The sequence below is a fragment of the Streptomyces sp. NPDC107498 genome (genome assembly GCF_055582805.1).
In genome coordinates this window covers 525783-538943 of sequence record NZ_JBVJPE010000002.1, presented here as the reverse complement: position 1 = coordinate 538943, position 13161 = coordinate 525783, and the positions used below count along the sequence as shown (strand labels likewise).

Sequence of the window (13161 nt, the reverse complement as noted above, 5' to 3'; positions counted from 1 at the left end):
GGCCGCCACGCCATCGACGTGACGGCCTCAGCCAGTCAGGCCGGGCGGCCAGATTCAGGCCGGGCGGCAGTGGATCAGGCGACACCCGTGGTGCAGGCACCGCAGGTGCTGCCGCAGTTGTCGTCGGTCAGGTTGGTCAGCCCGGCGGCGTCGGACACCTCCAGCAGGCCGACGTTCAGGGTGAACCCGTCCTCCTGGGGTGCGGCCTCCTGGGCCTGAGTGGTGCTCTGGGCGACGTTGCGCGTCATGACAACTTCTCCTTTTGTGGCGACTGTTCGGACTTGCAGTTGCTGCCAGGGTTCTGACCGGCGGAGCGGAGACGAAGGGCTACGCGGCCGCTCAGGACCTGGCCGACCCGACGCGGAGTCGCGTCGGGAAGCTCTGGCTCCTAGCTGGAGTTCGGTAAGACGATCGCGGGCGGCGATGCATGGGGGATGGTGGTCGTGTCGATCTCGTAGTCGACGAGCTCACGCACAAGCTGTTGAACCACCATCTGATGGACGCACGGGTCTCTGAGCAGCGCGAAGTGCTGGTCGAGCAGGATGCGGCCGGACTGGGAGTAGAGGGTGCCGCGCACCCCGACGAGCGGGGCCTCGCGGACCCGCAGGACGGTGGCGGCCCCACGCAAGGGCACGCAGCTGGAGAGTGCGCGGCCGGCATCCGTCACGCACATCGGAGGAACCGTCGTCCGAATCGGCTCCCCTCGGTGGGCGCTCAGCACGTCGGGCCGCGTGTTGAGGACCCACAGGGTGCCTCGATCATCGGTGTCGGGTGCCTGGCCGCAACCTGCGCACCGCATCGGTTCGGACATGGTGTGGATCTGGCGAGGAGAGTGGTGGTCGCCCCAGATCACGGGGCCCGTACGGTGGCCACTCCACCGCTCGATCAGGAGGCCCGTGGCCGTCCGGTCCTCAGGCGTCTCGCCGGTGTATCCGATCCGGCCGTCGCCGTCGAAGACGACTTCGACCGCAGCCGGAAGCTCACCGTCGCACGGAGCCACGAAGACGCCGCCATGTACTGTCACGACGTGCGTCCCTCGTCCGAGGTGACCACGGCGACGGGATTGGTGTCCGACGGTGCGTGCGAGCGCACCCTGCCGCGGGCGACGCGCTCGCCGGCCACGACGAGGACCGCGATGGAGATAACGATCGCGGCGGTGAGCACACTCTCGAAGAGCGACATGTGCAGTTTCCTCGGTGTCTGGGGAGTGGTGGGAAACGAGGCTGGCGTCCAGTTCGGCGCCGCTGCCATTCCCTGAGGTGGGTCGCCTGGCGGTGCCGTACTGGAGAGTGAGCCCCGCCCCGGGCTACGTGTACGGTCCACGCGGGGAGCACGGCCCGGCAGCAGACCGAGGGCGGGAGTGAGGAGTGGCTGTGTCGGTCACGTCCAACGCAGCCAGCAGGTCAGCGGCCGCCATCGCCAGATGCCGCAGGTGTGCACGATCGGTGATGAAATCGCCGACGGGGATCCCGCGCTGCTTTCTGACCGCCTCGGCGAGAGCGACGGCGTCCGCGATGTCCGGGTACGGCGGCAGCCACTCGCGCCTCTTGGCGATGGAGATCAGACGGGCAACCATCCGGTCCAGACGCGTGACGGCACGGCCAATCTCGGTCACCTCGCGAGATGCCGGTCCCGGTGAGCGGCGGCGCATGAATCCGAGCAGCCTGTTCCCCCGCCGTCTAGTGGTCAGGTTCACCGGGCCAGACGGTGCACCGAGAACCTCGTCCAGGTCATTCGCCAAGTCTTCGTCGTGGAGGAAACGAGTCTCCAGCGAGGTGATAACGTCTCGCGCCCCGGCTGCGAATGCGGTTGGTGTTAATCCTGTGCTCATGCCGCCACCGACCTGTCGTCCCCCGGCTCGTACCGAAGGACGCACCAGGTCATCCCGACGGCGATGCCCCACGTGTCCGCCAGCGTGGCCACAAGGAACATCCCGCGCCCGGACTCATCGTCCAGGCCGGCCTCCCGGACGACCGCTCGCGCTTTGCTCTCGGTGGAGACCGCGATCGCGACCCGGTCGTTCGTCGCCACAGCGCGGAGAGAGACCTCGCCGCGCCCGTGGGTCACGGCGTTGGTGACCAGCTCCGAGACAAGAAGAACCACGTCGTCAACCGTCTGGTCGGGAACACCCGACGTCCGAAGGAAGGCCGCCGCCGACTGTCGGATGCCCGACACCCGCTCCGGCGCCGGGAGGAACGTTGCCTGGAAGGTGCTGGGCGTCGCAGACAGAGCACCGCGAGCGTTTGCGCCCCGGCGCTTGTCCTGCGCCGAAGCCACCGTCGCCGCACGGGTCGCGGCCTTGGAGCTATCCATGTCCCCGCCGAACGGGGGTGTCTCCTGGAGCCTGGTCATGTCCCCTATCGCACCGCGGTGAGAAGGCGTCCACCAGGGGAAACTGACGGGGGAAAAATCTGTCAAGGGGGGAAAGCGAAGGGGGAGATGGGGCCATGATTGGCTTCCGTCCCCGGACAGAGGTCACACTCATGCGAGTAGATCCGTTTGCCTTACGGCTCCGTCAGCTCCGCAAGAAGGCTGGCCTGACCCAGGACCAGGAGGCTGATGCGATCAACGCTGCCTCTGGCCGACCCACTGTGACCCGCCGCGAGATCAGCCGCTGGGAGCAGTCCGAGAACATCCCTACGAACCACACGCTCGGACACATTGCGATGGTCTGTGGTGTCCCCTTCGAGGAGCTGCAGCGGGAGGCCAAGGCCGCCCGTGCTCGGCGGAGGAAGGCACGCCGCCATGACGAAGAGGATCCGGATGACATGAAGCGCCGCACAGTGCTGGAGGGCGCCCTCATCGGCGCGAGCGCGGCTGCCGAACCCTGGCAGCGGCTGGCCGCTGTTCTCCAGCGAGGAAGCAGAGTCGACGAGGCGTCCGCGGCCACTTTGATCGACCGTGCCGCCGACCTGCATCTCCAGGAGCTCAACCTGAGCCCACGCCACCTCCAGTACAAGGTTGAAGCGCACCTCGACGCGATCACCGCGGTCCTCTCCCAAGCCGGCCGGCACGAACGCGCCCTCACCATCGCCGCCGGAGAAACAGCGGCTCTCGCCGGCTGGGTAGCGTGGGACCTGGGTGAGCACGCGAAGGCAGACGCCTACTACAAGGTCACCGAGAAGTGCGCGACAACTGCTGGCCACCCGCCACTGCGCGCCCTGGCCCTCGCGTACGCCAGCTACGGCGATCACGCTCCCGTGAACAAGCTGAGGTACTTGCGTCAGGCAGCTCAAGATGTACGGGGCCGCGGCAACGCCGCTGCCGCCGCGTGGGTACACGGGAGATACGCCGAAGAGGCGGCACAGCTCGGTGATGAGACCCAGGCTCTCCATGCCTTGGGACGGGCGCAGTTTGCTTATGACTTTGCGGACCACACCAGCGAACAGGCGTGGGTCCGTTTCGTAACCCCTTACCGAATGGATTCGTTGGCCCTCTCGGTGTACGGCCAGCTGCAGCGGTCGGAGCTGACCACCACGGCGGACGGCGCACTCGCCCGGCTGGGGGACGACCTGCCGGACGGAGGCGTGGTCGTCCTCGGCGACCTCGCCATGGCTCTATTGCGCGGAGGTGACGTGGACCAAGGGGTCGACGTTGCCAGGAAGTTCGCGGCCGCCGCCCAAGCCAAGTCCACCACCATGGGCAGGGAACGCGCACTCGCCATCGCAGGATCACTCCCCAGCGATCAACGGGAGCTCGCCCACCACCTGCGACAGCTCGCGGCCTGAGCCCTTGGGCCTCGGCACGCCGACAGGCCCAGGGCTCGAACTTCCCTCCTTAAGCCAGCGTGGTCTCCTCGACCACCCAGGACAGGTACGCCTCCGACCCGCCGCTCACGGGGAGGGTGATCCACTCCGGGACCTCGTACGAGTGCTTCTCGGCCACCCACGCGGCTAGCTCGGGGAGCCGGTTCGTCGTCGTCTTGTACGAGATGCGCCACTCCTGAGCGGTCTCGATGCTGCCCTTCCAGCGGTAGACCGCGGTGAAGGCCGGGTCGATGTGCGCGCAGGCGGCCACGCGAGACTCAACGGCCCCCAGCGCCAGGGCCTTCGCCTTCTCCTCGTCGTCGATGGTCGTCTGCGCGATCACGATCTCGGTTGCCATGCGGCTGCTCCTCCTTGGACGGTATGCCTCGACCCTACCCATGCGGTCAGAGACATGATCGGCCTCGGCCAAGGCTTCAAAAGACTTCACCTTGGCCGAGGCCGACCTAGTTGCTGAGCTAAGACAGGAGGAACACGAGAGCTGGTAGGAAAACCGCCATACCCGGAGGCACCCTTCATTGCCTCACACCAGAACAGGCAAAGATTCCAGACCGCGGACCAGTCGGGTCCGTCGCCAGTTCAGCTGATCCACCGGTACGGCAAGACGGATTCCGGGGAATCGAGTCAGCACCGCTCGCAGGGCGATCTCCACCTCGGCCTTGGCCAGGGGAGCACCCACACAGCGGTGGATGCCGTGGCCGAAGACGAGGTGAGCAGCCGCGTCCCGGTCCAGGTCGAGCCGGTCCGGTTCCGGGAACCGCTTCGGGTCTCGGTTGGCCGCCCCAAGGACGATCTGGACCGGGGCGCCGGCCGGGATGTCGGTACCGCCGAGCGTGAGGGCTTCCATGGTGAACCGGAAGGTGGCCGTACTCACCGCGGAGTCGAAGCGGAGCAGTTCGTCCAGCGCGGCAGGGATCTCATCCGAATTCGCCCGAAGGCGATCCAGCTCGCCTGGGTGCTGGAACAGCGCCAGGAAGACGTTGCCCAAGGCGTTGGTGGTGGTCTCGTGTCCGGCTACGAGCAGCAGCACGGCCAGGGAGACGAGTTCCTCCTCGCTCAGGTGGTCGTCTCCGTCACGAGCAGAGATGAGCCGGTCGAGAAGGGAGTTGCCCGGGTTCCGGCGCTTGGCGGCGATGAGCCCCGTCATGTAGTCGGCCACGAAGTGGGAGGCCGCGTCGATGATCTCGGGCTCTCCCGCCGCGAAGAGCTGCGCGGACCAGCGCTGGACATCGGACCGGTCGGCCTGCGGAACTCCGAGCAGCTCGCAGATCACGATGACCGGTAGCGGCGCCGCCAGGCCGGTCACGAAGTCGAACGGTTCTCCGGCCGGCCACTGGTCCAGCAGCTCGTCGGTGAGCCGGGAGATGAACGGGCGCAGCTCCCCGACGGCCCTGGTGGTGAATGCCTTGGTCACCAGCTTGCGCAGCCGGGTGTGCTGGGGCGGGTCGCTGGCCAGCATGGTGTGAGCAACCGCGGGATGCAGACGGCGTCGTGACCCCTTGTCCGCGAAGAACGCAGCCGTGTCCTTCGAGAGCCGAGCGTCGCCGAGAGCTTCTCGGGCTTCCGCGTAGCCGGTGACCAGGTAGCTGGAACGCCCGCCGGAGCCGGCGGGTATGGGCTGTACCGGGCTGGTGGACCGCATGGTCGCATAGGCCGGATAAGGATCCCGGAGGAAGTCGGCGTCCTGAGTCGGGTCGGTCATGACTTCAGGCTCCAACGGGTTCCGGTCGGCCGTCTACGACGACACGCCCGACACGGCCGGCGTAGGCGTCCGCCACGAGGAGGAGCCATTCTGTGTCCGCACGCAGGTCCCTGCGGGAGGCGACCTCCACCGACGGCGGGGCGACATCGTCGGCGACCCGCCCGGCCTTCAGACCGGCGAGCGCCGCCTCCACAACGGCCGCCTCGACTGCCGCGGCGCCTCGCTCCGTTCCGGCGTCGACGGTGCTCTGTGCAGTTTCCTGCACCCCGAGGGGCCGGTACGGCCGCAGAGCGAGAATGCCGTCGCTGATCTCGATGACCCGTCGTTGGAGCAGGAAGTCCGAGTCGGCCGACACGTCATCGACGGGTACGGGCGAGAGGACGATGTGCGGCATCGCGGTCGACAGGTCCTGCCACAGGGGACCGAGCGTCTCGAAGGACCGTACCTCCCAACGTCTGCGGCGGGCCTGGCTGATCGGGTAGGCCACGGCGGGCAAGGTCAGACCGAGGCAGATCAACAGAACGGCGAGCACCGGCGCAGTCACGCTGAAGGCACACCTGCCGACGAGCGATGAGCACTCCGAGCGACTGTCGATGAGGCCCAGCCCCAGGCCCAGGTCGACGAGTCGCGTCGCCTTGTAGGCGACGTAGACCAGAGCGAAGACACAACCCGCCGCTGCCGTCCGAAGACCTATTCGGACACTGCCTCGACGTGTCGAGTTCGACTGCCGTACGGCCTGCACCAGGAAGTCGACGACCGCGAAGCCGAGGCAGGAGACGTAGAGGAACAGGTAGAGCGCGTACACCTGCGGAGAACGGTGGGTCATCTGCTCATAGGCGAACAGGAAGGTCATGCCGAAGATCGCCACGATGAGGGAAGCACAGCGCACTCGGATGCGTCGCCGAGCTTCCGGAGGGTCGAGGTTGAGCTGGAACGACACGGCCAGGACCGCCGTGGCAGCCGCCAACGAAGCGCAGTTGCTCAGCAGCCGGGCGACGTGCGGCACGAGCGCCTCGACAGTGTCCTCGACGAGCGGCGCGTAGGAGGCGAAGGCCAGGGCGAACGAGATGAGAAGCGCGCCCATGCTCCACGTGCCCGTCGGGCGCGGCGTCCCTCGGCCGAGTACCCAGTAGCCGGCAGCCGCAGCGAGCAGGAAAGCCATGCCAAGGAAAACAGCGTTCATCGGCCGAACCGACCTCTCTTGAAGGGTTGGGCGAAGAGGGCGTCCCAGCTGTCCGGTCCCTTTTCAGGCCGGAGCGAAGGAGACTCGCGGTCGAGGTAGATGCGGCGGCGGATGACCGACGCCATCGTCTCTGCCTGACGTTCGTCGGGGGTCGAGTAACTCGTACGTCCAGACATGCGTAGCACCAGGGTGGGGTTCACTCCGAGGGCCCGAGCTGTACCTGTGTCGACCTCCAGGCTTCCTGGGTGATCGCAGTACACGTGGCACAGCTCGTGCGTGAGGATGTGCCGCTGATGGTGGACGGACGTGCCCTCTTCATAGAAGAGGAGGTCGGCCGACGGGGTTTCGAGCCTTATGCCGCAGGGCGCGTCAACTGGGCCGAGCGTGTTCAGAGGCTTCAAGATGATCGGTTTCCCACGGCGGTCGGCTATCGCATCGCACAATTCACGCGTGCTGAAGCGGTGCGGTAGGCGCAGGAGATCGACCTGTTCCTCGCACCAGTTACGCAGTCGACTTTCGTCGACTTGCGGCAAGGGCATGGTGATTCCCCTCGGCCTCGACTGTGAGCCACATTGCTGGTGAACGGCAGCAAGAGGATGCCAAGGGGAAGCAGGAACCCGCGCTTCCCGGAACTACGAGTTCCGATTACGGAAGGTGAGTCGGAGGGGGCCGTGGTGACGTGGAGGATGCGCCTCTTCGTCTTGGCCGATGTGATGTGAGGCCGACCGTCCCGGGCCAACGTGCCGAACCATCAGGTTGATTGAAGAATCGATTACCCGTTATGTCTGACTACGCTGAATGACTGATTCATGATCCTTTGCTGGCGATTCGGGATGTGTTGTGTTGCATGTCACCTTGCTGTGGGACTTAAATTCCTAGCCATGAACTCCCGGGGCGGGCAGGTTGAGGGCGGCGATCCCGACGGTGAATCCCTTCCCGCGTTGCTGCGATCGTGGCGGAGGCGTACGAATCCCCGAGGGATTCCGGGCCTCGCAACCTCGGGGAGAAGGGGTGAGGGGCTGACGCAGCGTGACGTAGCTCGCCTGACGGGGGTGAGTGAACGCTGGTACGGTGCGCTGGAGCGTGGCACCGCAGCCGAATATTCAGCCGACTTTCTCGACCGGCTTTCGTCCGCGCTTCGACTGAGCCCCGCGGAACGCCGTGCTCTGTACCTGAAGGCGGTCGGCCGTCTGCCGGCCCTTGGCCCGCTGCCGGAATCGGGTTCGATGGAAGAGGTGGACAAAGGGCTGCTCCAGCAGTTCTTGGACAATCAAGTCCCCGCTCCCGCCTTCGCGACGGATCTCGCATGGAACGTGATCGGCCACAATCGGCCGCTGCTGGAGTGGTTCCCCTGGGCCACCTGCCGGGCCAACCAGATGAGGTGGACTTTTCTGGATCCGGAGGCTCGTGAGCAGCTCGTGAACTGGGAGCAGGACTGGGCGCGCCCTCTTCTGGGGCAGCTTCGCTATGAGCGGGCCCATCACCCGAAGAACAAGGCGCTGCTGAAGCTGGAGCGGGACATCCTCGCGGGGTCGTCGGCTGCGCGGAAGATGTGGGATCGACGCGAGGTGGTCGCACACTCCCACGGTGCGCTGTGCCGGCTCAGGCTTCCGTGTCACCAGGGGCGAGAGGTCGCTGTTCGCATCGTCGCCTTACGGCCGATGCGCAGCGACCTTCTCCGCGTGATCGTGCTGATGGAAGACCGTCGAGAGGCAGGCGGTGCCTGATCGAGCCACATGGTTGAAGCGTGCCGTGGCTCGGGCGGACGCCGAACTCACTCGTCGTCGAGCAGCCCCGAGTCGTCCGACTCCGACATCCCCTCAAGCCGACGGGCCTGCTCGATCACGGTGCTCAGCATGTTCAAGCTCGATGCGCTGAGTCCATTGGCGCGCAAGGCGACCCGGCGCACGCCTTGGTCGCGCATGGCGGCAACCACCTTGATCTCCGCATCCTGCCGCTCGGTCTCCTCGCCGTCGAGGAAGTAACTCGGCTTCACTCCGAAGAACGCGGCCAGCGCTCGGATGGTGTCCCTCTTCGGGTTCTTGTTGACCCCGGTGCGGAGCTGCTGGATGGCACTCGCGGAGATGGCCGCGCCGGAGGTGTCGCGGATGCCCTGCGAGACCTCCGCGTACGTGTACGGACCACGCCCCTCCGGGTGCACCTCTCGGAAGAGGTGGTCGAGCAGCTCCGCGAAGGTGCGCTCGTCTCTCTCGGTCATCTCCTGCCCTTCGTCATGGCAGCCATCCTATCCACTCCAGTGGTGATCGGGCCTAATGCCCCCTTGCGTGCCGACACTGCGGTTGACGACGGAACGCCACTGCGGTGTACGTTTATCCCGAGAGTCGTCCAGTTTGGTGTTCCGTGCCTGGTTGGAGTGGGTGTGGAGAGGATGGACTTGTGCCGGGGGTGCCCATATGGTTCTGGTCCCCGCGCAACCGGATCGTTTGCCGAGGGCAGAGTGGGAGGGGAGGGGCGATGCACGCACACGGGCCGTGAGCCCGCAGGGGTAAAGGAGACCGGCGCCCGGGAGCTACCAACTCCCAAGCGCCGGGCCGACACCCCGAGAGGTGCCGATTCACATCACGCGGACGGCGGGGCTTTTGCACGAGAACCGCCGTACCGCGCTCCTACGAAAAACGGAGTATTGCATGCTCGCCATGCCGAGCGGAACCTTGGCCTGCCCGAACGCGGATCGCCAGCACCGCCTCGCCGCCCAGCTCACCGACATGATCCCGGGCGCGGCCACCATCCGGGTCAGCCTCAACGACCCGAAACAGAGGTGGCCCCATCTGCACGCCGTCGTCAAAGACGATGCGGGGAAGACCATCGAGGTGAGCCGCACCACCGCCAGGGTCGCGGCTCGTTGGATCCTGCGAGTCTGGCCTGAGGCGGATTGGGCGCGATCACACACCTTCCACTTCGCCGGCGCCACCCTCATCAGCAGCGATCTGACAGTCGCCGGTCGGGGCCGCTGACATGGCGCGGATACGAACCATCAAGCCGGAGGCATTCGTCTCCGAGTCGCTCGCCGAAGTGCGCGTCGAGGCCGAGCGGACCTTCTTCGGACTGCTCACCCAGGCCGACGACCACGGTCGCCACCGCGACAACGCCGCGATCATCGCCGGGCTCCTCTGGCCCCTGCGCGCCGAGCACACCGCGGTCCACGTCGAAGACGACCTCCACCAGCTCGCGACCGCCGGCCTGATCTGCCGGTACACCGGCTGCGACGGCCGCCAGTACCTCCACATCGTGACCTGGTCCGACCACCAGAAGATCGACAAGCCGAGCCAGTCGCGTCTGCCCTCCTGCCCGCAGCACCAGGCCGCCGACCGGTGCGCCCCCTGCAAGGGCTCCTGCACCAAGCCGACCGAGGGTTCGTCCACCACTCCCCGAGGACTCGCCGAGACCTCACCGAACGCTCCCCGAGCCCTCGACCTGCCAGCCAAGACCACATCGACGCCTCCCGGAGACATGGGTGGGGCCTTTGCCGACCGGCAGGAAGCCGCCGACAACGGGGGTGGCGCTCTTAGCCAGGTCGGAACGAAGAGCGCAGGTCAGGAGGCATTCTCCGAGGGCTCCCCGAACCTTCCCCGAAGCGTCGGCGAGGGCTCGGCGCCTGGATCTAGGATCTTGGATCCTGGATCTCTTGTCCCTACGGGGCGCACGGCGCCCGCAGTCGGCGTCTCGGCCAACCAGCTCGTCGGCGAGTACGTCGCCGCCTGCGACGAGCGCCCGCCCAGCGACGTGATCGGACACCTCGGCCGGATCACCAAGAAGCTCCTGGGGGAGGGCATCGCGCCAGAACACATCAGGGCCGGGCTGGCGAACTTCGCGACCAACCCCAAGCACCCGAGCGTGCTGACCAGCATGGTCAACGAGGCCATGAACGCCCGATCCGGCGGCTTGGCACGACCGGGAATCCGGCCTAACGTGCCCGCCCACCAGGCGTGGACCAACCCGTCCAACGCCGCTGCCGCCTACGCCGAGGAGCTGTGATGCGCACCCGTCATCGCGAACCGCAGACCCTCGGTGAGGGAACCCTGGACCGGATGGCCCGGATCCTGGCCGCCCGCAACATCGACCCCGGCGCCGCACCGGCCCAGGAGCCCGAGACCGTCTCCCCGCTGGAGGCGCTGTCGGCCGGGATGCCCCCGCGCTACCGGGCCGCCGTCGCCGACCACCCCCAGGTCCTGGCCTGGGTCCAGGCCGTCGCCGAGGCCGCCGTCGCCCCCAACCAGGGAGCCAGGCGGCAGGTCACCACCGGTCCCAGCCTGCTGATGGCCGGCGTCGTCGGCGCGGGCAAGACGCACCAGGCGTACGGCGCGGTCCGGCGGCTGGTGCAGAGCGGAGTCGGCGTGCGCTGGCGCGCGACGACCGCCGCCGACCTGTACGCCGACCTGAGGCCCCGGCCCGGAGCCGACAGCGAGCGGGAGCTGGCCGCCGTCAGCCGCTGTCCGCTGCTGATCATCGACGACCTCGGCGCGGCCAAGGCCAGCGAGTGGGTCGAGGAAGTGACGTACCGGCTGATCAACCGCCGGTACAACTACGAGCTCCCGACCCTGATCACCACCAACCTGGCGATCAGGGACCTTAGGGCCCACCTCGGCGACCGCGTCATCTCCCGGCTCGCCCAGATGACCACCCGGGTCGAGTTCGAGCAGGTCGACCGCAGACGCCACCGTCTCGCAGCCTGACCCACTCCAGGCCGCCACGCCGGGCCGCGCCTTCCGCGCGCCGCCTCGAGTCCTTCCCCGACCCAGCGCACCTCTCCGCCGACGCCCCTGCGCGCGGAGAGCGATCGGAGCACCCCGCATGACCAGCACGACGCACAGCCCTGTCCGCCACCGGTCGCTCGGCGACCACACCTGGCGGGACCAGGCCGTCTGCCAGAGCACCGAGTACAGCCCGGTGGACCCCGACATCTTCTTCCCGGACCCCGATGAGACCAACAAGATCACCGCAGCGAAGGCGCTGTGCGGCCAGTGCCCGGTCCGCCGCGTCTGCCTGGACGCCGCCCTGGAATCCGGCGACGCCGACGGCATCCGAGGCGGACTGACTGAGGAGGAGCGCGGACCTCTGCACGAGAAGATCGCCCACCGCCTCGATTACAGTCGCGTCAACGACACCATCGCCGGTCGCGACATCCACCTCACCAAGGCCGAGCGCCGCGCGGTCATCCGCGCCGCCTACCGCCACGGGGTGACCGAGCAACGCCTGGCCTGGCTCCTCAAGATCACCGAGGAACACGCCCAGAAGCGGTACCGCGAACTCCGCCGCGCCCTGCGCAACCGAGATCTGAACCAGCCCGAGACGGCCACCGCCTCGTCCGAGGCCGGCGGCGAGCGCCTGGGCCGCGACGACTTCGGGACGGCGGCGTGACCACCAAGACCGCGCCGAAGACGGCGCACATATCCGGCTGGGACCGCGCGGTCGTCATCGCCCTCGGTGGCGCGGGATGCGCGCTGTCGTACGACGCGCTGCAGCAGATGGCCGTCGCCATCCACATCCGAGGCTTCCTCACCTACCTCTTCCCCTTGGTGATCGACGGGTTCATCGCCTACGGCGTCCGGGCGCTCCTGGTCCTCCGCGACGCGCCGCTGCGCGCCCGGCTCTACGTCTGGACGCTCTTCGGCACGGCCACCGCCGCCAGCATCTGGGCCAACGCGCTCCACGCGGTGCGGCTCAACGAGGACGCGGTCGCCCGCACCGGCCTCCGGCTCGGGGACACGGTGGTCGCGGTGCTGTCCACCATCGCCCCGCTCGCCCTGGCCGGAGCGGTCCACCTCTACATCCTCATCGCCCGGGGGCCGGTCAAGGGCAGTGACCGCGAGGACCTCGGTCACCCCGGTCACCCGGGTCAGGGTGACCGGCGCGCCGCCGTCGAGGTCACCCGGACTGACCGGGTCGGTCAGAACCGGTCGGCGGTCGGTCAGGGCAAGGCCGGTCAACCGGTCACCGCCCTGACCGGCCGGCCGCCGCTGGACAAGCAGGCTCCTGCCCTCCGGTCACTGACCGGGGACAGCGCCCCGGTGGGTAGCAGCAACACGGTCACCGATGACCGAGGCCAGTCGCACGAGGCTGCTGACCTGCCCGGACAGTCGGACTCGGCTCGGCCGGTCACTGACCGTCCCGACGCCACCGCCCCGGTCATCGGCGACCAGGACAGCTCGGCGGCGGTCACCACCCCGCCGGTCACGCCGCCGCCGGTCACTGACCGAGAGGCCCGGACACCCGGTGACCGGCGGCCTGACCCGGACACCGAGGAACTGCTGAAGATCGCCCGGTCAGCGGTCAGGGCCGAGGACAAGCTGACCCGCAAGGTGGTCGCCCAGGCGATCCGCGGTCAGCAGATCCCGCTCTCCAGCGACACCCTGACCGCCCTGATGGCCCAGCTCCGCGCCCAGCACGGACAGCCGGTCACCTCCACCCGGAACTGACCGGACACCCAGGGAGCGGGTGACCGAGCCGGTCACCCCAGCCGGTTACCCGCTCCTGATATCCGCCCACACCCC

At 68.0% G+C, this 13161-nt stretch carries 17 protein-coding genes; 8 read left to right on the top strand and 9 right to left on the bottom strand.

What is annotated here, in order from left to right; all coding sequences use genetic code 11:
- Window positions 1-74: 74 nt before the first annotated feature.
- The 5 genes from ACZ66Z_RS05640 to ACZ66Z_RS05620 form a co-directional block, all read right to left on the bottom strand.
- Complete coding sequence (locus ACZ66Z_RS05640; protein ID WP_399753668.1) at window positions 75-248, bottom strand: FxLD family lanthipeptide; 174 nt, start codon at window positions 246-248, stop codon at window positions 75-77.
- Between the two features lie 140 nt (window positions 249-388).
- Window positions 389-634 carry a hypothetical protein gene (locus ACZ66Z_RS05635; RefSeq protein ID WP_469932708.1) on the bottom strand — a complete coding sequence of 82 codons (246 nt, stop codon included), beginning with the start codon at window positions 632-634 and terminating at the stop codon, window positions 389-391.
- A gap of 386 nt (window positions 635-1020) precedes the next feature.
- On the bottom strand, window positions 1021-1182 hold the full coding sequence (locus ACZ66Z_RS05630) for a hypothetical protein (RefSeq protein WP_469932707.1): 162 nt from the start codon (window positions 1180-1182) through the stop codon (window positions 1021-1023).
- A gap of 124 nt (window positions 1183-1306) precedes the next feature.
- The gene (locus ACZ66Z_RS05625; protein WP_469932706.1) at window positions 1307-1696 is read right to left on the bottom strand and encodes a hypothetical protein; all 390 of its coding nucleotides are present in this window, start codon (window positions 1694-1696) and stop codon (window positions 1307-1309) included.
- Between the two features lie 131 nt (window positions 1697-1827).
- Entirely contained in the window at window positions 1828-2352 is a 525-nt protein-coding gene (locus ACZ66Z_RS05620; RefSeq protein WP_469932705.1) for an ATP-binding protein, read from the bottom strand.
- A gap of 131 nt (window positions 2353-2483) precedes the next feature.
- On the opposite strand from ACZ66Z_RS05620, the gene ACZ66Z_RS05615 reads away from it, so the two are divergent.
- Window positions 2484-3728, top strand: a complete 1245-nt coding sequence (locus tag ACZ66Z_RS05615) for a helix-turn-helix transcriptional regulator (RefSeq protein ID WP_469932704.1) — start codon at window positions 2484-2486, stop codon at window positions 3726-3728.
- 49 nt (window positions 3729-3777) lie between these two features.
- Here the strand turns inward: ACZ66Z_RS05615 and cutA are convergent, their stop codons facing one another.
- The 3 genes from cutA to ACZ66Z_RS05600 form a co-directional block, all read right to left on the bottom strand.
- Window positions 3778-4104, bottom strand: coding sequence for a divalent-cation tolerance protein CutA (gene cutA, locus ACZ66Z_RS05610; RefSeq protein WP_469932703.1), 327 nt, complete (start codon window positions 4102-4104; stop codon window positions 3778-3780).
- Window positions 4105-4287: 183 nt separating this feature from the next.
- The gene (locus ACZ66Z_RS05605) at window positions 4288-5466 is read right to left on the bottom strand and encodes a cytochrome P450 family protein (protein ID WP_469932702.1); all 1179 of its coding nucleotides are present in this window, start codon (window positions 5464-5466) and stop codon (window positions 4288-4290) included.
- Between the two features lie 4 nt (window positions 5467-5470).
- Entirely contained in the window at window positions 5471-6649 is a 1179-nt protein-coding gene (locus ACZ66Z_RS05600) for an MAB_1171c family putative transporter (protein WP_469932701.1), read from the bottom strand.
- 245 nt (window positions 6650-6894) lie between these two features.
- Between ACZ66Z_RS05600 and ACZ66Z_RS05595 the strand changes: the two genes are divergently transcribed.
- Together ACZ66Z_RS05595 and ACZ66Z_RS05590 are read left to right on the top strand one after the other, a co-directional pair.
- Window positions 6895-7119 carry a hypothetical protein gene (locus ACZ66Z_RS05595; RefSeq protein ID WP_469932700.1) on the top strand — a complete coding sequence of 75 codons (225 nt, stop codon included), beginning with the start codon at window positions 6895-6897 and terminating at the stop codon, window positions 7117-7119.
- Between the two features lie 411 nt (window positions 7120-7530).
- Window positions 7531-8376: a helix-turn-helix domain-containing protein gene (locus tag ACZ66Z_RS05590; RefSeq protein ID WP_469932699.1), complete on the top strand. Its 846-nt coding sequence runs from the start codon at window positions 7531-7533 to the stop codon at window positions 8374-8376.
- A gap of 47 nt (window positions 8377-8423) precedes the next feature.
- On the opposite strand, the gene ACZ66Z_RS05585 is transcribed toward ACZ66Z_RS05590, so the two are convergent.
- Window positions 8424-8867, bottom strand: a complete 444-nt coding sequence (locus tag ACZ66Z_RS05585; protein ID WP_381422092.1) for a Secondary metabolite protein — start codon at window positions 8865-8867, stop codon at window positions 8424-8426.
- A 430-nt stretch (window positions 8868-9297) separates the two neighbouring features.
- On the opposite strand from ACZ66Z_RS05585, the gene ACZ66Z_RS05580 reads away from it, so the two are divergent.
- The 5 genes from ACZ66Z_RS05580 to ACZ66Z_RS05560 all read left to right on the top strand — a co-directional run bounded on the left by ACZ66Z_RS05580 (window position 9298) and on the right by ACZ66Z_RS05560 (window position 13086).
- Entirely contained in the window at window positions 9298-9624 is a 327-nt protein-coding gene (locus ACZ66Z_RS05580) for a transcriptional regulator (RefSeq protein WP_389669791.1), read from the top strand.
- 1 nt (window position 9625) lies between these two features.
- Entirely contained in the window at window positions 9626-10645 is a 1020-nt protein-coding gene (locus ACZ66Z_RS05575) for a hypothetical protein (protein WP_469932698.1), read from the top strand.
- The gene (locus ACZ66Z_RS05570; RefSeq protein WP_469932697.1) at window positions 10645-11343 is read left to right on the top strand and encodes an ATP-binding protein; all 699 of its coding nucleotides are present in this window, start codon (window positions 10645-10647) and stop codon (window positions 11341-11343) included. The genes ACZ66Z_RS05575 and ACZ66Z_RS05570 overlap by 1 nt, the downstream gene beginning before the upstream one ends.
- Before the next feature lie 118 nt (window positions 11344-11461).
- Window positions 11462-12028: a WhiB family transcriptional regulator gene (locus tag ACZ66Z_RS05565; RefSeq protein WP_469932696.1), complete on the top strand. Its 567-nt coding sequence runs from the start codon at window positions 11462-11464 to the stop codon at window positions 12026-12028.
- Window positions 12025-13086, top strand: coding sequence for a DUF2637 domain-containing protein (locus ACZ66Z_RS05560; RefSeq protein ID WP_469932695.1), 1062 nt, complete (start codon window positions 12025-12027; stop codon window positions 13084-13086). Before ACZ66Z_RS05565 ends, ACZ66Z_RS05560 begins: the two co-directional genes overlap by 4 nt.
- The last annotated feature ends 75 nt before the right edge of the window (window positions 13087-13161 follow it).